Annotated in this window: 17 protein-coding genes and 2 tRNA genes; 7 read left to right on the forward strand and 12 right to left on the reverse strand. The window is 50.3% G+C overall.

Features of this window, described 5'->3' with window-relative positions:
- Window positions 1–19: 19 nt before the first annotated feature.
- Entirely contained in the window at window positions 20–559 is a 540-nt protein-coding gene (locus IPM52_08300) for a DUF177 domain-containing protein (GenBank protein ID MBK9291613.1), read from the reverse strand.
- 338 nt (window positions 560–897) lie between these two features.
- Here IPM52_08300 and IPM52_08305 point away from each other — a divergent pair, with 338 nt between their 5' ends.
- The 4 genes from IPM52_08305 (at window position 898) to glmS (ending at window position 5,973) form a co-directional block, all read left to right on the forward strand.
- On the forward strand, window positions 898–1,773 hold the full coding sequence (locus tag IPM52_08305) for a proline dehydrogenase family protein (GenBank protein ID MBK9291614.1): 876 nt from the start codon (window positions 898–900) through the stop codon (window positions 1,771–1,773).
- Window positions 1,774–1,919: 146 nt separating this feature from the next.
- Window positions 1,920–2,732, forward strand: coding sequence for a glycogen/starch synthase (locus IPM52_08310; GenBank protein ID MBK9291615.1), 813 nt, complete (start codon window positions 1,920–1,922; stop codon window positions 2,730–2,732).
- 14 nt (window positions 2,733–2,746) lie between these two features.
- Window positions 2,747–4,102 (forward strand): DUF4270 domain-containing protein, encoded by a 1,356-nt coding sequence (locus IPM52_08315; GenBank protein MBK9291616.1) that lies wholly within the window; start codon window positions 2,747–2,749, stop codon window positions 4,100–4,102.
- A 29-nt stretch (window positions 4,103–4,131) separates the two neighbouring features.
- The gene (gene glmS / locus IPM52_08320) at window positions 4,132–5,973 is read left to right on the forward strand and encodes a glutamine--fructose-6-phosphate transaminase (isomerizing) (protein ID MBK9291617.1); all 1,842 of its coding nucleotides are present in this window, start codon (window positions 4,132–4,134) and stop codon (window positions 5,971–5,973) included.
- Window positions 5,974–6,005: 32 nt separating this feature from the next.
- On the opposite strand, the gene IPM52_08325 is transcribed toward glmS, so the two are convergent.
- Window positions 6,006–6,079, reverse strand: a tRNA-Ile gene (locus IPM52_08325).
- Between the two features lie 100 nt (window positions 6,080–6,179).
- On the opposite strand from IPM52_08325, the gene IPM52_08330 reads away from it, so the two are divergent.
- The gene (locus IPM52_08330; protein ID MBK9291618.1) at window positions 6,180–6,836 is read left to right on the forward strand and encodes an HAD family phosphatase; all 657 of its coding nucleotides are present in this window, start codon (window positions 6,180–6,182) and stop codon (window positions 6,834–6,836) included.
- Here IPM52_08330 and dusB read toward each other — a convergent pair.
- Window positions 6,796–7,854: a tRNA dihydrouridine synthase DusB gene (dusB, locus tag IPM52_08335; protein ID MBK9291619.1), complete on the reverse strand. Its 1,059-nt coding sequence runs from the start codon at window positions 7,852–7,854 to the stop codon at window positions 6,796–6,798. The genes IPM52_08330 and dusB overlap by 41 nt on opposite strands.
- 94 nt (window positions 7,855–7,948) lie before the next feature.
- Here dusB and IPM52_08340 point away from each other — a divergent pair, with 94 nt between their 5' ends.
- Window positions 7,949–8,839 (forward strand): CPBP family intramembrane metalloprotease, encoded by an 891-nt coding sequence (locus tag IPM52_08340; protein MBK9291620.1) that lies wholly within the window; start codon window positions 7,949–7,951, stop codon window positions 8,837–8,839.
- Window positions 8,840–9,136: 297 nt separating this feature from the next.
- On the opposite strand, the gene IPM52_08345 is transcribed toward IPM52_08340, so the two are convergent.
- From IPM52_08345 to IPM52_08380, 8 genes are all read right to left on the reverse strand, one after another.
- Window positions 9,137–9,604 (reverse strand): biopolymer transporter ExbD, encoded by a 468-nt coding sequence (locus IPM52_08345; protein MBK9291621.1) that lies wholly within the window; start codon window positions 9,602–9,604, stop codon window positions 9,137–9,139.
- 1 nt (window position 9,605) lies between these two features.
- Window positions 9,606–10,181, reverse strand: a complete 576-nt coding sequence (locus IPM52_08350; GenBank protein MBK9291622.1) for a biopolymer transporter ExbD — start codon at window positions 10,179–10,181, stop codon at window positions 9,606–9,608.
- A gap of 6 nt (window positions 10,182–10,187) precedes the next feature.
- Entirely contained in the window at window positions 10,188–10,604 is a 417-nt protein-coding gene (locus IPM52_08355) for a hypothetical protein (protein ID MBK9291623.1), read from the reverse strand.
- A 6-nt stretch (window positions 10,605–10,610) separates the two neighbouring features.
- Complete coding sequence (locus IPM52_08360) at window positions 10,611–11,417, reverse strand: MotA/TolQ/ExbB proton channel family protein (protein MBK9291624.1); 807 nt, start codon at window positions 11,415–11,417, stop codon at window positions 10,611–10,613.
- An 88-nt stretch (window positions 11,418–11,505) separates the two neighbouring features.
- A tRNA-Ser gene (locus IPM52_08365) sits at window positions 11,506–11,593 on the reverse strand.
- 155 nt (window positions 11,594–11,748) lie between these two features.
- Complete coding sequence (locus tag IPM52_08370; protein MBK9291625.1) at window positions 11,749–14,856, reverse strand: M28 family peptidase; 3,108 nt, start codon at window positions 14,854–14,856, stop codon at window positions 11,749–11,751.
- Between the two features lie 115 nt (window positions 14,857–14,971).
- Window positions 14,972–16,006, reverse strand: a complete 1,035-nt coding sequence (locus tag IPM52_08375; GenBank protein MBK9291626.1) for a type I asparaginase — start codon at window positions 16,004–16,006, stop codon at window positions 14,972–14,974.
- Window positions 16,003–16,785: a TatD family hydrolase gene (locus IPM52_08380; GenBank protein ID MBK9291627.1), complete on the reverse strand. Its 783-nt coding sequence runs from the start codon at window positions 16,783–16,785 to the stop codon at window positions 16,003–16,005. Before IPM52_08380 ends, IPM52_08375 begins: the two co-directional genes overlap by 4 nt.
- Before the next feature lie 51 nt (window positions 16,786–16,836).
- On the opposite strand from IPM52_08380, the gene IPM52_08385 reads away from it, so the two are divergent.
- Window positions 16,837–17,844 (forward strand): glycosyltransferase family 9 protein, encoded by a 1,008-nt coding sequence (locus IPM52_08385; protein ID MBK9291628.1) that lies wholly within the window; start codon window positions 16,837–16,839, stop codon window positions 17,842–17,844.
- Here the strand turns inward: IPM52_08385 and IPM52_08390 are convergent.
- Entirely contained in the window at window positions 17,841–18,485 is a 645-nt protein-coding gene (locus IPM52_08390; GenBank protein ID MBK9291629.1) for an MBL fold metallo-hydrolase, read from the reverse strand. The genes IPM52_08385 and IPM52_08390 overlap by 4 nt on opposite strands.
- Window positions 18,486–18,578: the final 93 nt, after the last annotated feature.

Raw genomic sequence — 18,578 nt, forward strand, 5'->3', positions numbered from 1 at the left:
AGTTTTTTGGATTAATTAATCAGTTTGTCTGTGGTTCTTCATCAGGCTTGATGAGCGATTGCAGCTGGCTCCAACGGGGGTCAACCGAGGCTTCGGGCTTCAGCCGTTCGAGCAGGGCCAGAACCTCCGGATTGCAGGTAGCCTGGCCGTGGGCATCGGGCAAATGTACCTTGCGCATGGGAACGAGCAACATCAGGTACTCATAAACCAGCTGGAATACATCATATTCATGCAAATCCCTGGGGATGAGCATTACATCTTCCGATTCCTCCTCCAGGTGATCGCCATATTTGAGCAGATACCTGAAAGTTCCGTTGATTGGCTGTATGTAATCCTCAGCACAACGGTCGCAATTCAGCTTCAACCAGCCTTTGTAATTGAATTCCATGGCAATGAATGCCGGCTGCTTGTCGAGCACAAGGCTCAGGTGCACCTCGCCGGACTCAGCCTCCGGAAACTGACTGAATGCAAGGAATTCGCTACCCAGGTCGAAGTCGTAAGTCTTCGGCCCCAGGCTGCTCCCTGTGAGTGGCAAGATGAATTCCCTTTCGTATTTCACTGAATTGCTCCAAAAAATCGGGCGGCAAAGATAGGCATTTCTGCTTGTATATCAAAATGCAGCGAATTTATTGAAGCTGTGGCTATTCTGTACTTACCATCCTGTTCAGACACTTCCTGCACCTGGCGCCATTCCGGCTGTTTCAGCGCTCCAACAGGCCAAAACTGCCAGTTTCGCACATCCTGAATTCAGGCAAAAATCCATGAACGCAATCGTTTTAATTTTTGTTTGTGAAATCTGTAACAATAAGATGTGATTTGCTAATTTCGCAACCTAAAATCAGAAAATTAAGAACTATGATGTGGTTAAATAAGATCATTGCTTCGATGCTGCCCTACATGCCACGCGACCTGGTGTGGTTGTTTTCTAAACGCTACATCGCCGGCAGGCGCATCGAAGATGCCATCAGGATAAGCAAAGAACTGAATTCCAAAGGGATGATGGTGACTATCGACCTCCTGGGCGAATTTATCACCGAACTTAGCCAGGCCGAGCAAAATAAAAAGGAATACCTCGATATCATCGACACCATCCAGCGCCACAACATCAACGGCAACTATTCGCTCAAGCCTACCATGTTTGGTCTGCTCATCGACAAAGAGGTGTGCTATGCCAACATCCGCGAGATTGTTGCCAAGGCTGCCAGCTACAACAACTTTATCCGGATCGACATGGAAGACTCGCAGTGTGTTGACCTCGAGATAGAACTCTTTCGCAGGCTGAAAGCCGAATTTCCGAACAATGTGGGATTGGTGGTTCAGGCCTATCTGAAGCGTACGCTGAGCGATTTGCACAACATGCTCGACCTGCACACTCCCGAAACTCCCTTGAATTTCAGGTTGTGCAAAGGCATCTATGTTGAGCCTGAGCATATTGCATACAAAAAGTATCACGAAATCAACGAACATTTTCTCGAAGACCTTGAGTTTATGTTTAGCCATGGCATTTATCCCGGCATTGCCACGCACGACAAGCCGCTGGTGGAAGGCGCCTACAGGTTGATAGAAAAATACAAGGTTCCCCGCGAAAAATATGAGTTTCAGATGCTTTACGGGGTCACTCCCCAATTGCGCAACAGCATAGTCGAAGCCGGACACCGCATGCGCATCTATGTGCCTTTTGGTGAGCAGTGGTTTGCCTATTCCACACGAAGGCTGAAAGAAAATCCGAGAATGGCCTGGGATATTATCAAGGCTTTGTTTGTAAGGGGCTGACAAACAATACCTTAATCACAATTTGCCCGTAAAGGTCATTTACTGGCAAAAATATCCGGAGTTCACGCCAAAACTTAGTGTTTGGTGAAGGACTCTTTTTATATTACTTTTGTAGTTTGTATTCAGGGCATTCTTAAACGAAACGAATGGAAAAACCAAGAGTTCTCTTTGTTGCGCAATACATCACGCCTTTTGTGAAGGAATGTCAGATCAGCAATATTGGTCGTCGGCTTCCACAGGGCATTCAGGAGCGAGGCAAAGAAATCAGGACATTTATGCCGCGTTTCGGCAACATCAACGAACGGCGCAACCAATTGCACGAGGTCATACGCCTTTCGGGCATGAACCTCATTATCAACGATACAGATCATCCACTCATTATCAAGGTAGCTTCTATTCAACAAGCCAGAATGCAGGTCTATTTCATTGATAATGAGGACTTCTTCCACCGAAAATTCACCATCACCGACAAAAACGGTCACTTTTTCGACGACAATGATGAGCGCACCATTTTCTTTTCGCGCGGCGTAATTGAAACAGTGAAAAAACTTGGATGGCAACCTAACCTGATTCATTGCCACGGATGGATGTCGGCCCTCGTGCCCCTTTACATAAAAAAAGCCTACAAGGACAGTCCGCTGTTCAGCGATGTAAAAGTGGTGTATTCTCTTTATGATGACCATTTTACTGAAAGTTTCCGCCCGAACTTCGACAAAAAACTCAAGCTTCCGGGCATTGGCCCCAAAGACCTCAAATACTTTAAAGAGCCTAACTACGTTAACCTGACCAAAGCCGCCATCGAATATTCGGATGCCGTTATCGTTGCCGGCGAACAGGTCTTGCCCGAGCTGGTTGAGTTTGCCACCGAGAAAAAGAAACCCCTGCTTCATCATACTGAAGAGGGATATATCGATGCCTACAACCAATTCTACGACAGCCTGCTAGGTTTGAAGAAGTAAAAACGAATCACTGCATGTTGAAAATCCTCCCATTGAAAAAACCTGCATTATTTGCCGGAGCAATGCTCCTTTGTCTTGCCACGCTCTTTTCCTGCACAAAACGACCTGGCGAAATCGGCGCCGACCTGATTCCCGACGACGGGCTGATCAGCCCGATGTTTACGGATACCATCAGTGTGGTAGCCTACAGCATCATCGAAGATTCGCTGCGTACCGACGAGCCGGAAACCGCTTTGCTGGGCAGCATTTTCGACCCGGTGTTCGGTACCTCAACCGCAGGATTTTTCACCCAGATCAGCCTCTCCACAGCCAGCCACAACTTTGGCACAAATCCCCAGCTCGACTCGCTGGTGCTGCAGCTGGCCTACTCCGGTTTCTATGGCGACACCACAACCATGCAGCAGGTCAGGGTTTATGAAGTCATGGAGAAGCTCCATTACGATTCAGCCTATTATTCAAATCAGGTTAAGGAATACAACAGCTTCGATTTTGCCAACTTCAGCTTTACTCCCCGTCCCAAAAGCCGGGTAGTCTGGCAGGGCGATACCCTTGCACCCATTGTGCGCATTCGTCTAAGCGATGTTTCGCCAGCCCTGGGCAACAAACTGCTCACCGCCGGCGAGAATAACCTTTCATCGGTCACCAGGTTTCAGAATTTCTTCAAAGGCCTTTATGTCACTGCCGAGCCGCTCAACTCCGGCGGAGCAATCCTGGGCTTCGATCTTCCGAGCAACCTGTCGCGCCTGACCATTTATTACCGCAACGACGAGCAGGATTCGCTTCGCTATGAGTTTCTGATTACCAGCGACGAAGCCCGCTATAATGTATTCAACCACTACAACTACGCCAATGCTTCGCCCGAATTCAGGCAACAGGTTATTGAAGGCGACACCATGCTCGGGCGACAAACACTTTATGTTCAGGGTATGGGCGGAGTGAAAACCAAACTTCGTTTTCCCACACTCGCCCACCTCAAAAAAAGCCCTGACCAGAAAATTGTCATCAACGAAGCCAGGCTGCTGCTCAATGGCAAAGAGCTCGATACTACCATATTTTTTGCACCTGCCAACTTTGCCCTGGTGCAAGCCAATGGCGATGGCTCTTATTCCATACTCAAGGACCAGCTCGAGGGAAACAATTACTTCGGAGGCACACACAACAAAAAGGCCAACACAGTTCAGTTCCGGCTCACGAGGTATGTGCAGGACAAGGTGCTGCGAGGCGCCAATAAGACTGATCACGGCCTTTTCCTGTTTTCAATCGGCGCCTCATCACGGCCCCACCGTTGGGTAATCAATGGCACACACCCCGCTACCGACACCCTGCAACCCTTGAAGCTTTTGCTTCACTATAGCATTGTGAACGAATAGTTTAACCTAACCAACCAAAAACCAAAGATATGTGTGGTATAGTTGCTTACATAGGCCCCAAAGAAGCATACCCTATTCTCATCAACGGACTCAGGCGCCTTGAATACCGTGGCTACGACAGTGCAGGCATCGCACTTTACAACAATGGAATCAAGGTATTCAAAACCAAGGGAAAAGTTTCCGACCTGGAAAGCCATGCCAATGGCCACGACATTTCGGGCAACATGGGCATTGCCCACACACGCTGGGCAACTCACGGTGAACCCAATGATGTGAACGCTCACCCACACCTTTCGTATTCTAACCGTATTGCGCTGATTCACAATGGTATCATTGAAAATTATGCGCTCTTGCGAAAGGAACTTGAGGCCAGGGGATACAAATTCAGATCAAGCACAGATACCGAAGTGCTCACCAACCTGATTGAAGACATACAGCACAACGAGAAGGTGGACCTGTTCGAGGCCGTGCGCATCGCCCTCAATCAGGTAATTGGGGCTTATGCCATTGTGGTGATGGAAAACGACCATCCCGATATGCTCGTAGCAGCGCGAAAAGGCAGCCCCCTGGTGATTGGTATTGGCAACGGTGAGTTTTTCGTGGCCTCGGATGCCACACCCATTGTTGAGCATACCAAAAATGTGGTCTATCTCGATGATGAGGAAGTGGCCCTGCTTGACCGAAACAACGAGCTGAAAATCAAAACTATACGCAACAAAGAAAAAACCCCGTATATCCAGGAGCTCGAAATGAGCCTGAGCGCCCTCGAAAAAGGTGGTTTTGAACATTTCATGCTCAAAGAAATTTATGAGCAACCCACCTCGGTTCGCGACAGCATGCGCGGTCGCATCCATCCCGAAACAGGTACGGTCACCCTTGGTGGCATCATCGACTACGAACCGAAAATTCTCAATGCCGACTGCATCATCGTGGTGGCCTGCGGCACCTCGTGGCATGCAGGTCTGGTGGGAGAATACCTTATCGAAGACCTTGCCCGCATCCCGGTGGAAGTAGAGTATGCCTCGGAGTTTCGTTACCGCAACCCCATCATCAGCGAAAAAGACGTAGTAATCGCCATCAGCCAGTCGGGCGAAACAGCCGACACCTTGGCTGCCATAGAACTGGCAAAAAGCAAAGGCGCCACTATTCTTGGTATTTGCAATGTGGTGGGTTCCTCAATTGCACGTGCCACCCATGCAGGCAGTTACACCCATGCCGGACCTGAAATAGGTGTTGCATCAACCAAAGCATTTACGGCACAGGTTACCCTGCTCACCCTCTTTGCGCTTCGTTTTGCGCAACTCAAAGGAACCCTGAGCAGATCGCGGTTCAATCAGATTGTTACCGAACTCAGTCTGATTCCTGAAAAAATCGAGCGCACGCTGCAAACCAACAAAAATCTGGTGGTGGAAATTGCAGCCAAGTATAAAGATGTACGCAACTTCCTCTACCTGGGTCGTGGTTACAACTTCCCCGTGGCACTTGAAGGCGCCCTTAAGCTCAAAGAAATATCGTACATCCATGCCGAAGGTTATCCGGCTGCCGAAATGAAACACGGCCCCATTGCACTCATCGACGAAGATATGCCCGTGGTGTTCATCGCGCCCAAGCAAAGCATCTACGACAAAGTGGTGAGCAATATTCAGGAAGTCAAAGCCCGAAAAGGCAGAGTGATCGCTGTGGTCACCGAAGGCGACACCGTGGTGCGCGGCATGGCCGACTACGTCATCGAAATCCCGGATACTGAAGAAGCACTTGTGCCCCTGCTTGCGACCATCCCGTTGCAAAAACTGGCCTACCACATCGCCGTGATGCGCGGCTGCAACGTGGACCAACCCCGAAATCTTGCCAAATCAGTCACAGTAGAATAAAAAAAAGGCGCCATAAGGCGCCTTTTTCTTTGTGGGCCCACCAGGACTTGAACCTGGGACCGTCTGATTATGAGTCAGATGCTCTGACCGACTGAGCTATAGGCCCGAATTACATTTTTTTAACACCAAAAAAACGGCCCGTTTTTTGTTTTGGCAGCGCAAAGTTACAACTTTGTGCGTTTTAAAGGCAAATTTTTTGAACACTTATGAATGCAGCTTCAACCATTACCGACATTATTTTCGACTTTGGAGGAGTAATCATCGACATCGATCCGCAGCTCACCATCAAAGAACTGATTAATCTTGGAGTAAAGGATGTGGAGGTTTTTGCCTCAGCCGAATTCCAGGAAAAAGTTGTGGGTAAACTGGAGCGAGGTATCATCACGCCGGAAGTGTTTCGTGACAAAGTGCGTGAATTTGCCCGCCTCGACCTGAGCGATCAGGACATTGACGACGCATGGAATGCCTTGCTGCTCGATATCCCCAAAGAACGCATACAGGTCATTGAAGCAGCAAAACAGAAATACGGGATTTATCTGCTCAGCAATTCCAACGAGATCCACTACGAGCTATATGTGCGCGACCTTCAGCTTCGTTTTGGCTACCGTGAATTTGACCAGCTTTTCGATAAGGCCTATTTCTCGTTCGACCTGCATATGAGCAAGCCCAATCCGGAAATTTTTGAGTTTGTAATTCACCAGCACAAGCTCAATCCTGCCACCACATTATTTATTGACGATACCGCAGAGCACATTCAGGCTGCGGCACAGGTCGGTCTCAGGACATATCACTTGCAAAAACCCGAACGGCTCCGTGACCTGTTCACCGGGGGCAGCTTGAAGGCAGACCTTCTGATTCGTTGATTTCTGTTGCAGCTTTATCGCCCGAACCCACCGGTTCAACTCCGTCGAATTGCCTGGCTATCTCGTTGAGCAGCTCAATCATCCCACTCAGGGTTTCCTCTTCCATAAGCCTGATTCTGAAAGGCTTAAAATGAGGATATCCTTTAAAATAATAACTCCAGTGTTTGCGCATTTCCAGGATGGCCAGGCGCTCACCTTTCCAATCGACCGATTTTTCGAGGTGTATGCGGCTGATGCGTACCCGCTCATGGATATCGGGCAAGGGAGGCAAGGTACCTTCTGAGAGGTATTGTTTAACTTCCCTGAAAATCCACGGATTGCCGTAAGAACCGCGCGCAATCATCAAACCGTCAACCCCGTAGGTATCCTTGAAATGCTTTGCCGATGGCCCGTCCACCACATCCCCATTTCCAAAAACAGGTATGTGCATGCGCGGATTCCGTTTTACTTCACCAATAAGTGTCCAGTCGGCCGGCACACTCGATCGGGTGGTGCGCAGCCTTCCATGTATGGTAATAGCCTGTATGCCAACATCCTGCAGCCGCTCGGCTATTTCAACAATGTTCTTCATATTTTCGTCATAACCAAGACGAGTTTTAACGGTAACCGGCAGATTAACTGCTTTTACCACGGCTGCGGTCATTGCCACCATCTTGGGTACATTGTTCATTATGCCCGACCCGGCTCCTTTTGAGGCCACCTTTTTCACCGGACATCCATAGTTAATGTCAATGATATCAGGCTTTACCGATTCGGCAAACCGGGCTGCCTCCACCATGGAATCGATGTCGTGACCATAGATCTGAATCCCAATCGGGCGCTCAAAGTCGCTGAACTCGAGCTTTTTGACGCTTTTCTCGGCCTCGCGGATCAGCCCTTCCGACGAAATGAATTCGGTGTAGGTAACATCAGCCCCGAACATCTTGCATACATAACGGAAGGGCGGATCGCTCACGTCTTCCATGGGTGCAAGCAAAATGGGAAATTCGCCTATGTTGAGATTTCCAATCTTAACCATCTGTTTTAGTGCGTGTTATCGTTTTCTTCCTTAGGCAGGATAAAGGCTGCAAAAATAGTATTTTTGCCGAAGCTTCCTTTGTGATCACATACGAATGAACAACAACCCTTTTGCTGAGACCAGCAATGCCTTTCGCTGGCTGGCCCTGATTTTTCTGGTCCTGATGGGTGCATTGCTGGGTATGCTAGCCGGTTTAGGCCTTCAGCAGCTGTTTGGTGCAACCGGTCAGGAATCACTGAAAGCGATGCGCATCATGCAACTGAGCACGCAAATGGGTCTTTTTTTCCTGCCCCCTCTGGCCTGGGCGTGGACGTTTGGCAAAGAGGCCAGGTTTGCCCTGGGCATTGGAAATAAACCGGGATATCTTTTTTTACTGTCTGGTATCCTTTTGATGATTGCCGCACTGCCGTTGATTCACCAGCTTGCCGAATGGAACAATGCCATACGGTTGCCTGAGCGCTTGGCCGCGCTCGAATCAGCGCTCCGGATGCTGGAAGATCGGGCTGAAGCTCTGACAAATATGTTTTTGTCCGTGAGCACAATCCATGACCTGCTTTTCAACCTTTTCATGATTGCATTTGTGCCTGCTTTGGGCGAGGAGCTGCTTTTCAGGGGAGTGATTCAGCAGCAGCTGATCCGCTCGTTCAGGAATGTTCACATTGCTGTGATTTTTGGCGCAATGCTATTCAGCGCATTGCATTTTCAGTTTTATGGTTTGATTCCCAGGTTTGTGCTTGGGGTGTTTCTGGGCTACTTTTTTCTCTGGAGCCGCAGCCTGTGGGTTCCGGTGGCTATGCACCTTGTGAACAATGCCATGGCCGTTGTGGCATATTATCTGCATCACAACGGGTATACCAGCATCCCCATGGAGGAGTTGGGCGGCACCTCAGATTGGTGGATTGTGGCGCTCAGCGCTTTGCTGAGCTTTGGGTTTTTGATTGCAGCAAAACATTTCGCTTCTCCGGATCAGAAGGTGATGAATTGACAGAGGAATCCCCCGCATTCCGGAGTTGAGCAAACAGGATAATATCTGCTTTCCTTCCGAGGGTGGCTAAAGTTTTCCGGGCCATCACCATTCCGCTCGAAATAATTTCAATTTCCCCGGTTAATTCTTGCTGCATCACCTCAGTCATTATCTCCGGATGGCCACACCTCAGGCAAAAAAGCTGTGGAAAGGAGGGAATCCCGTTGTCCGCAATTTGATTTTTCCGTTTCGGCCTGGACAAATAAAAAACGGCTGTCCGGTAATTACGAACAGCCGTTTTTAAAAGACTGTTAAAGCTTATTTGCTGGCGGTTTGTCCTTTGAGTGTGGAGTAATTGATACGGAAGGCGCTGGCTTTACGCAGTTCCTGCTTCACGTCGGTAACAATACCCATTTTGGTTTCTTTGTGCACCTTGAGTGAAGTTGTAATCAGACCGCGGTCGGCTTCGTTACGGGCTTCGCGTTCGCGGGCCACAAACTCCTGGATATCACGCACACGGGCAAACTGGTCGTTGAGCTGAATACGCGATTCCGTACCCAGCGCCACATTGGTAGGAGGTCCGATGTAGATATAGCTGACAAGGGATTTTTTTTCAAGCTTTTGCACCTCAGTGGCTTGTGGCAACTTCACCTTTACCTTCAGTGTAACCTCGCGCATCACCGTGGTTACCATGAAGAAAAACAGAAGCATAAAGATGATGTCGGGGAGCGAAGAGGTATTGATAGCCTGGGCCCCTTTGGTTTTCTTTGTTTTGAATTTCGACATATCAGTTTCCTCCGATGTTTTCAGGTTCAGCTTCGCTGATACGCATGGGTACCGCTTCGTTGATGGCTTTGATCTGGTCCTCGTCGGTGAGGGCGCTATACCCGACTCCGAATCTGCGCCTCGACAGTTCGTCGCGCAGTTCATTGAAAGCACGGGCCAATTCGTTTTGCACCTTGATATACATATCGTAGGAGGTACCCCGGTCGTTTTTGAGCGAGATAACGCCCTTTGACACATAAACATCACCCAGAAGCGGGATATTTATCACTTCAGTTTCAGGATGATTCGGGTCGTCGGGATATACTGGTGTAATAAAACGTTTGGCCACATCTTTCAGCGTGCGGAGATCACCGGGCTTTCCATCTACGAGCAAGCGGTCGTTCTTATTTACAAGCACATTGAGCACGTTACGCTCCTTAATTTTGATGTCTTCCGGGGTTTCCACAGGCGGAGGCAAACGGCGGGTAATGCCCGAGTCCACGTCCATGGTTGTGGTCACCAGAAAGAATATCAGCAACAGGAAGGCGATGTCGGCCATTGAGCCTGCGTTGATTTCCGGTGTTCCTCTTCTTGCCATGACAGATTATTTGAAGATTTTAATCACACTGGAATAAAGAATGGTGAGCAAGGAGAGTGCAGCCAGAATATAAGTGAACAGCAGCCCTGTGCCCACCCAGCGGGAGGTTTCGGCGGTGATATTGAGCGTTTGCAGCTTGACTTCGCTGAAAGTATTTGCGGATAATGAATAGGAAACGATGGCAATCACAGCCACCAGGCCCAAGCTTACGAGCAGTTTGACCACCCCTTTGGGATTGCTGGCGAAGCCGATGATGGGCGATGCAAGTGCAATGATTACTCCGGCAATAAGCAGCACATAACCCCACCGGAGCAAGGTGTCCGATTCAATAGAGCCCGAATAAAACAGTAGGGCCAGCACAGCCGAAACTGCCATCAGGGCATATAGAACCAGACTCGCGTATTTCGAGATCTTGTCCGTCATGGTGAATTACTTTTTGCTGTATTTGTTAATCATGTCGATGAAGGTAATGGTGCTGTCCTCCATATCGTTGACCAGGTTGTCAATCTTGCTGATGATGTAGTTGTAGAAGATCTGCAGGATGATGGCTACGATAAGACCGAACACCGTGGTAAGAAGGGCCACCTTGATACCTGTTGCTACAATCTGGGGGCTGATGTCGCCGGCAGCAGCGATATCGTCGAAGGCCTGGATCATACCGATTACTGTACCCATAAACCCGAGCATGGGGGCAAGAGCAATGAAGAGCGAAATCCAGCTCACACCGCTTTCGAGACGTCCGGTAATTACCGAACCATAGGAAACGATGGATTTTTCGACTTCTTCAACACCCTGGTCATAGCGCAGCAGGCCCTGATAGAAAATGCTTGCTACTGGTCCGCGGGTATTGCGGCAGATTTCCTTGGCTTTCTCAACACCACCATTTTCGAGGGCGTCGCTTACCTGGCTGAGCAGCTTTTTGGTGTTGGTGGAGCTCAGGGTGAGATAGATAATCCTCTCAATGGCAATGGCCAGACCGAAAATGAGGGTAAGCAAAACGATACCCATGAATTCGGGACCACCTTCAATAAATTTTTCCTTGATGGTTTCGTGGAAGGTAAGTGGCTCGTCTGCAGCAGCCTCCATATCGAGGGTAGCAGCTTCCTCAGCCGGAGCTTCGGCAACCTGTTCAGTTTCGGGTTGTGCGGCAGCGGCAGTGTCCTGAGCCAGAACTGTTTGGCTTACACCAAAAAACATCAAGCCGGCAATGGCCCAAAAAGCGATTAATTTTTTCATAGTTTGATGATGTTGATTACTACTTTGAACTCTGTTTGTGTTGATTATCGATTTTATTTGACAGCAGCAAATGTATAAATTTTCCTTGCGGAGAGAGCGGGATTCGAACCCGCGATACCCTTTTGAGGTATACACACTTTCCAGGCGTGCGCCTTCAACCACTCGGCCATCTCTCCAAAAACTTCAGCGTGAACGCACGCTTGTTGAAGTTGCGGCCAAAAGTACAAAAATATTTTTTCGCTCTCCAGCATTTTTTTAAAGCAGGCTTTGTTTTGATTATTTCTAAATTACTATGAATCAGCAGAAAATATTGAAACAAACGTTTTAGCGCCTACTTTTTCAGCATCAGCTTCAGGAGCGTTCGCCCCGGCTGGCCATCCAGATAAAGCAGATAAGTGCCCTCGGAATAAGCGCTCAGATCGAGGCTTTCACCAGCCGAAACCAGCCCTTGAATCAAAAGCTGCCCGCTCAGACTGTAAAGGCGGTAATGTGCAATTTTATCAATCCCGTCCAGGACAATCCGGCCGGAAGTGGGATTGGGAAACACCTGCATTTTCGCCACCAACTCCGGCTGGCCCAGCACCACACTCAGGCTGGTTGCCTTGCTCAGGCCCTGATGTACATAGGTGCCTGTTTGGGGGAAAGTTGGATCGTAGGTGGCTGCCAGGGCGGTCAACTCTGTGCCACGAAGTCGTTTGAGCAAGATGTGCTCTCCGGGATTAAACCCCTGGATTACAGGGCTTAGGGTGTCGGTTCCAAAGAGTGTGAGCACAAGTGGCTGATCGGTTGTATTTATTTCGATCGCTCCGGCAGGCAGTCCTCCGGCCGTAAATGCCATGATCATGTCGCCAGGCTCAAGGGCTTGCTGTAAAACGGTGGCAGGCAGAAGTACAAGGTGGCTGTCGCCCGTGGGAGCTATTGCATCAGCGCGTAGTTGTTGTTGGCCGTCAATGGGCGAACCCGGGGTTTTGCACGAGGGAAAGCTCAATTGCATGCTCTGCGGACTGTGGACATAGTAAGAACGGCCGGGCTGAAGCTCGGTGAGCGTGCCGATGTTTTGTTCCGGCCAGGCCACACCTGCCCTGGCAACCTCTTTGACGAGGAGGGATTGTGGCAGCCAATTCTGCAGGACGACCGGGCAGTTTACCGTGACGGGTATCAGGTTCCATCCAGCCTGCAGGTTGATGGTTGAAGGAGCCGGTTCAGGACCGGAGATTGTCATGACCGAGGGAGCTTCCATACGCACCTTGTAGCCCTTGCTGGCATCCCAGCTTCCGAGGGTATTCACCCCGCCGGCAGGATGATAAACACCTGCGTCGGATTGCACAGCAATCAGGTCGCCGGTGAGCGAACCAAAAAGCTGTTCAATGTTGCTTTGCAAAGGCACAACAGCGCTTCCCAGGCTGTTCCAGCCCGGACGCAGCAGGGCGTGCTGTACCTGATAGCCTCCGGTTGTAGCTATCTGAAAATCATCTATATATAAACCATCTTTGACAACAGACCCATCGCTGACAAACTTGAAACGGAATTGCACCCAGGGCTGGCCGAGGTATTGGTTGAGGTTGTAGGTGCGTTGCTGCCAGGTGTTTTGCAGCCCGTTGAACTGGGCGATCTGCGTCCAGCTGGTATTGTTGGTACTGACTTCGAAATAGACATAATCATAATTGGTTTCCAGATCGTAGCGTGTCCAGAAACTCACTGCTGCACTGGTGTAGCCCAGGCTCAGGTCGATGGGTCGCAGGTAGGCATAGCTGGTGGTATTGTTGGTGTAGTTGCCCACGGGGCTTTCGCTGATTGAATGGGTTGGAGAATAAGATTGCACTGTGCTGAGCCCCCATTGGTGCGTAAACTGCCAATAACCTGCGCCGTCTTCAAAATTCATTACAACCGGAAGGGTCATTGGTGGCATGGGCACTGCGCTTACTTCGTTGGACGGAGGCGATTCCTGTAATGTCTGCTGATAAACGGCTGTCACCTTATATTGATAGGTGTTTCCATTGGTTACTTCCAGGTCAAAGTAACGGTTGTTGGAAGTTGAGTCGATGGCCTGGCCGTTGCGGTAGATTTTGAAATATGCTGCATCGGGTAGGGGCGACCAATTGAGTCGTACATAGTTGCTACCGGCGGTGGCCGTCAGATTTTGTGGTGGGTTGAGCCGGTTGGCCAGCACAGCCAGCGAAGCCAGGGTGGCCCGGGTGAATATGGCAGCCTGTGCGGCATTGTTGTAGCTTGGACCCACACGGTCGTTGGAGGTATGAATAAATGGACTGTAATCGGGTACCGCTTCGAAAGGAAAGATACCCATGAAACCGTTGTTGTTGAACGAGGTATGGTCGCTATCGCCTCCGCTGAGGCTGCCGGGGGTTACAACGAACTCGGGGAGATAAGTAGCAGCTACCTCGGTGTAAAACTGTGCCAGCGGAGCGGCAGAAGGGGGATAAATGAGTGTGCTTTTTATGGTTGTGTTTCCCGGTTTGAGGTAACCAATCATGTCGAGATTAAAGTAGCCCTGGATGTTCATGCCCTGGTTTTTGGCCCGGAGGGCATAAGCCGCACTTCCATACAGCCCGTATTCTTCGCCCGAGAAGGCGCAAAAAACGATGCTCCGGTCGAAGGTGTAATTGCTCATGATGCGGGCTATTTCGAGCACTGCCGCTGTGCCGCTGGCATTGTCGTCGGCTCCGGGTGCGGTCGAACCGGTGCTGTACGAATCGTAATGCGCTCCGCAAATCACATATTCATCAGGATATTTTGTGCCTTGCAGTGTGGCAATGACATTGTCGCTGGCCGCTCCTCCGGGCATGGCAAAGTCCATCACTTCCACGCTCAGGCCATAACTCAGAAACTTGTCCTTGATCCAGTTTTGTGCTGATACACTTTGCGGCTGATAGGCATTGCGCGTGCCGTAATCTTCGAGGTGCTGGGTGCTGGCTGTGATGTTAAGCGGATTAACCTGTGCAATAAGCTGTTGCACAAATGGATCCGGGGTCTGACTGCGGCCCGAAAGAAACAGTTCGGCTTCTGGCAGGCTGACCGGTTCGGGCTGCAGGCGCACTATCCCATTATGGTGGTATGGTGTGATGGGGATAAGCGCATCGCTGACGCGCACCACCATCCAGCCCGGCCCGCTGTGAAGCACGGTGGCTTTTGATGCCACATCGTTTAATGCCTCATGTTTCTTTGGTTCAGGCACATGCAGATAATAATACCGTACACCCGGCTCCCAGGCCCGGACATCGAGCACCACATGAGGTTCTTTGGGAGTAAAATCGAGTGTTGCGATTACAAAATTGTCGCCGGTGTAGTGAACCTTAATCGCAGGGTTCTCTACAAGCTGCAGGTTGTGGCGCGCGCCACTGGTTTTGATATACACAAGCTGTCCGGCAATAAGCCATTGAAAACATAAAACCAGCAACGGCAGGATGATTACACGCTTCATGATAAAACTGATAAGGGTACGCCAAAGGTAGGCAATATCAAATAGGTAGGCTTGCGCTGAGGCAGTTCTTTTCGTGCCCTGATCAGCAAAATTGCAGTTGGAACACCCGCCTGGCTTACTCTATGGTCATCTCACCGCGCAGGGGTGTCTGGAGCAGGCGTACGAGTGCATCGCCCAGGTAACCCTCGCCAAGCAGATACATGAGTTTGGTGATGGCCGATTCGGTGGTGATGTCGTATCCGCTGATCAATCCAATCTGGCTGAGCCGCACACTGGTTTCGTATTTTCCGAGTTCCACTGCGCCTGCCTTGCATTGGGTCACGTTGAAAATGAGCAATCCGTTGCGTATGGCCTTGTCGAGCGCTTCGATAAACCAGTCGTCAGTAGGTGCATTGCCCGAACCGAAAGTTTCGAGGATGAGCGCCTTAAGTCCAGGGATGCCCAGTGTGCTGTTGACTACGGCCGGACTGATGCCGGGAAACAGTTTGAGGATGCTCACATTGTTGTCCAGACGTTTGTGTGCGCGCAGCCTTTTGAAGTTGGGCTTAAGGATGTTGGCTTTGTTGTACCGGATATGCACCCCCACTTCGGCAAGCAATGGATAATTGCCCGAAACAAATGCATTGAACCCCTCAGCGTTGAATTTTGTGGTCCGGTTTCCACGCATCAGCCTGTTTTCGAAATAGATGGCCACTTCGGGCACAAGAGCCACCCCATCTTCTTTGGCTGCGGCAATCTCGATGGCGGTCAGGAAATTTTCGCGGCCATCCGTACGTATCTCACCCATAGGCAGTTGCGATCCGGTGAGGATGACGGGCTTGTTCAGGTTTTCGAGCATGAAACTCAAGGCCGAAGCGGTGTAGGCCATGGTATCGCTACCATGGAGCACCACAAAACCATCGTACTTTTCATAGTTGTGCTCAATGGTTTCGACAAGCCTGACCCAGAAATCGGGTTTCACATTGCTGCTGTCGATAAGTGGCTCAAATCCAACGAAATCGATATGATAACCAAAGCTGCCAAGCATGGGCAGATGTTCGTACATATTGCTGAAGTCGAAGGGTACAAGCGCTCCTGTGGCAGGATCCTTGACCATTCCGATGGTACCGCCGGTGTAGATTACCAGCAAAGCTTTGGTTTCTTCGGTCATTGCAAGTTGAGGTTAAAAAGTTTTGATGCATTTTGGGTTGTCAGACGGGCCATTTCTTCCACGTCAGTTGCATACACCTGCGAAAGTTTGCTAACCACTTCCACAATGAAGGCGCTTTCGTTGCGCTTGCCACGGTGGGGCACCGGAGGCAAGTAGGGCGAATCGGTTTCGAGCACAATGCTTTCGGGGGGAATCTGACTGAGCACATGGGGTAAGTCCGAATTTTTGTAGGTGACTACACCGCCAATACCGAAATAAAATCCCAGGTCAAGGATGCGACGGGCTTCTTCTGCTCCGCCTGTAAAACAATGAAATACGCCTTTGAGCCGGCCGTCCTGCAATTTTTCAACTATCTTCAGGATTACCTCAAAGGCTTCGCGGGTATGAATGGCCACAGGAAAACCCAGCCTGGCTGCCCAACCAAGCTGCTCTTCAAAGGCTTCCTCCTGTGCCGCAGCATGGGTTTTGTCCCAATACAGGTCAATGCCGATTTCGCCTACACCTATGTATTGATTGGTGTTGTCGAACAACACCTGCCCGATGAGGTCGAGTTGCCTGCGGTAATCGTCTTTCACATACGTGGGGTGAAGGCCCATCATCGGCCTGCAGTTTTCCGGCCATTGGCGGCACATTTGCATCATAGGCCCGATGCTGGCCTGGTCGATGTTTGGAAGCAGCATAAGCTGAACCCCGGCCTGCAGCGCCCGCTGCATCACTTCGCGACGGTCGCCGTCAAACTCTTCAAGGTAAAGATGGGCGTGCGTATCGATGAGTTTCATGCCGCGAAATTACGCTTTTTGGATGGCTCGCTTTGTTTGTACTTTTGCTGCATGAACCAGGCAAAGAAAATCCTGCTCATCCGCTTCAGCTCCATTGGCGATATTGTGCTGACCAGCCCTGTGGTGAGGTGCATCAAAAAACAACTGCCCGATTGCAGCCTGCATGTGCTCACCAAAAAACAGAATGCAGAGCTTTTCGCCCACAACCCTTATGTGGACAAGGTGCATGTGTTGGACAAGGATTTGACGGAAGTGATTCGCCAGCTGAAAGAAGAACAGTTCGACTTTGTAGCCGACCTGCATTGCAACCTGCGCTCGATGCGGGTGAGGACAGCATTAGGTGTGCGCTCCGAAGGCTTCCCGAAACTGAACTTAAAGAAGTACGTGCTGGTAAGGTTCAAGTGGAACCTGATGCCTGCTGTTCATGTGGTGGACAGGTATTTTGAGGCCGTTAAGCCTTTGGGTGTGGTGAACGATGGTGCCGGCCTCGACTTTTTCGCCGGCGATGCCGGGATTCCTGAGGATGCCCCTTCGTGGATAAACACGGACTTTCTGGCAGTGGTGATCGGGGGCCAGCACAATACGAAAATTCTTCCGGCCAATAAAGTTGCCGAAGTTGTGCAAAAAGTTGATATGCCGGTAGTTTTGCTCGGTGGCCCTGCCGACAGGGAACGTGGTTCGCTTATTGAAGAACTTTCAGGAAAAGCAACGGTCTGGAATGCGTGCGGCCGGCTCAGCCTGATGCAATCGGCCAGGGTAGTCGGGCGCGCCTCGGTAGTGCTCAGCAACGATACGGGACTGATGCACATTGCGGCAGCCTATCGCAAGCCATTGGTTTCCGTTTGGGGAAATACCGTGCCTGCCCTTGGCATGTATCCTTACATGCCCGGAGACGAATCAAAGTCGGTTATTGTGGAAAACACCAAAGTTTCCTGCCGGCCCTGCTCCAAGATCGGTTTCGACAGCTGCCCCAAAAAGCATTTCGAATGCATGAACAGCCTCGATGCCGGTCATATTGTGGCATCGGCAAAGCGCCTGAAACAAATGTCCGGGGCTTAGACGCCAATGGCCACAAAAGGATTGGTCACCTTTTCGGTGCCAATGGTGGTCTCGGGGCCGTGTCCGGGATAAACCACAGTGGCATCGGGCAGGACAAAGAGCTTGCGCCATATGCTGTTTTTCAGCACATCGTAATCCCCACCCGGAAGATCGGTGCGACCAATGCTTTGATGAAAAAGCACATCGCCTGCAAACAGACTGCCGCTGGGCTGGTGATAATAACAAACACTGCCCAGCGCATGGCCGGGTGTATGTAGCACTTTTAGGGTGGTCAGGCCAAAGCTCACTTCGTCGGCATCGTCGATTATAATGGCGGGTTCAAAAGTTCCACTGAGCATCAAACCAAACATTTGTGCCTGATCCTCTGCATTTTGTAGGTAAAGCTTGCCGTCGGGGTGGGCAGTTGCCTGCAAACCAAAGGTATTCATGGCCCAGGCTACGCCGAGCACATGATCGATGTGTGTATGGGTGAGCAACAAGCGTGCAGGCTGAAGCTTGTGTTGTTGAACAAAACTGCTGAGCACGCGCTGTTCGTCGGGCGATGCACAGGCCGGATCGATGATGGCACATTGGCCGGTTTCGTCGAACAACACATAGGTATTTACCTGAAAAGGATTGAAAACGAATTTCTTGATTTGCATGGGCGGAAGTATTCGCATGTGGTATTTTGCAAATTAACACATTTTGGCCCAAACTGTTGCAGCTGCTCTGCAAGTGCCCTCTGTTGCAGTGCC

It is taken from the genome of Bacteroidota bacterium (assembly GCA_016715945.1).
Classification (GTDB): domain Bacteria; phylum Bacteroidota; class Bacteroidia; order Bacteroidales; family F082; genus JALNZU01.

Bases quoted from the DNA above. Each gene is read 5' to 3' on its own strand.
- IPM52_08390 (MBK9291629.1), bottom strand. From the start codon at position 18,485: ATGCAAATCAAGAAATTCGTTTTCAATCCTTTTCAGGTAAATACCTAT.
- IPM52_08310 (MBK9291615.1), top strand. From the start codon at position 1,920: ATGGAAAAACCAAGAGTTCTCTTTGTTGCGCAATACATCACGCCTTTT.
- IPM52_08345 (MBK9291621.1), bottom strand. From the start codon at position 9,604: ATGTCGAAATTCAAAACAAAGAAAACCAAAGGGGCCCAGGCTATCAAT.
- IPM52_08380 (MBK9291627.1), bottom strand. From the start codon at position 16,785: ATGAAACTCATCGATACGCACGCCCATCTTTACCTTGAAGAGTTTGAC.
- IPM52_08315 (MBK9291616.1), top strand. From the start codon at position 2,747: ATGTTGAAAATCCTCCCATTGAAAAAACCTGCATTATTTGCCGGAGCA.
- IPM52_08355 (MBK9291623.1), bottom strand. From the start codon at position 10,604: ATGACGGACAAGATCTCGAAATACGCGAGTCTGGTTCTATATGCCCTG.
- IPM52_08350 (MBK9291622.1), bottom strand. From the start codon at position 10,181: ATGGCAAGAAGAGGAACACCGGAAATCAACGCAGGCTCAATGGCCGAC.
- IPM52_08305 (MBK9291614.1), top strand. From the start codon at position 898: ATGCCACGCGACCTGGTGTGGTTGTTTTCTAAACGCTACATCGCCGGC.
- dusB (MBK9291619.1), bottom strand. From the start codon at position 7,854: ATGGTTAAGATTGGAAATCTCAACATAGGCGAATTTCCCATTTTGCTT.
- IPM52_08370 (MBK9291625.1), bottom strand. From the start codon at position 14,856: ATGAAGCGTGTAATCATCCTGCCGTTGCTGGTTTTATGTTTTCAATGG.
- IPM52_08340 (MBK9291620.1), top strand. From the start codon at position 7,949: ATGAACAACAACCCTTTTGCTGAGACCAGCAATGCCTTTCGCTGGCTG.
- glmS (MBK9291617.1), top strand. From the start codon at position 4,132: ATGTGTGGTATAGTTGCTTACATAGGCCCCAAAGAAGCATACCCTATT.
- IPM52_08330 (MBK9291618.1), top strand. From the start codon at position 6,180: ATGAATGCAGCTTCAACCATTACCGACATTATTTTCGACTTTGGAGGA.
- IPM52_08375 (MBK9291626.1), bottom strand. From the start codon at position 16,006: ATGACCGAAGAAACCAAAGCTTTGCTGGTAATCTACACCGGCGGTACC.
- IPM52_08385 (MBK9291628.1), top strand. From the start codon at position 16,837: ATGAACCAGGCAAAGAAAATCCTGCTCATCCGCTTCAGCTCCATTGGC.
- IPM52_08360 (MBK9291624.1), bottom strand. From the start codon at position 11,417: ATGAAAAAATTAATCGCTTTTTGGGCCATTGCCGGCTTGATGTTTTTT.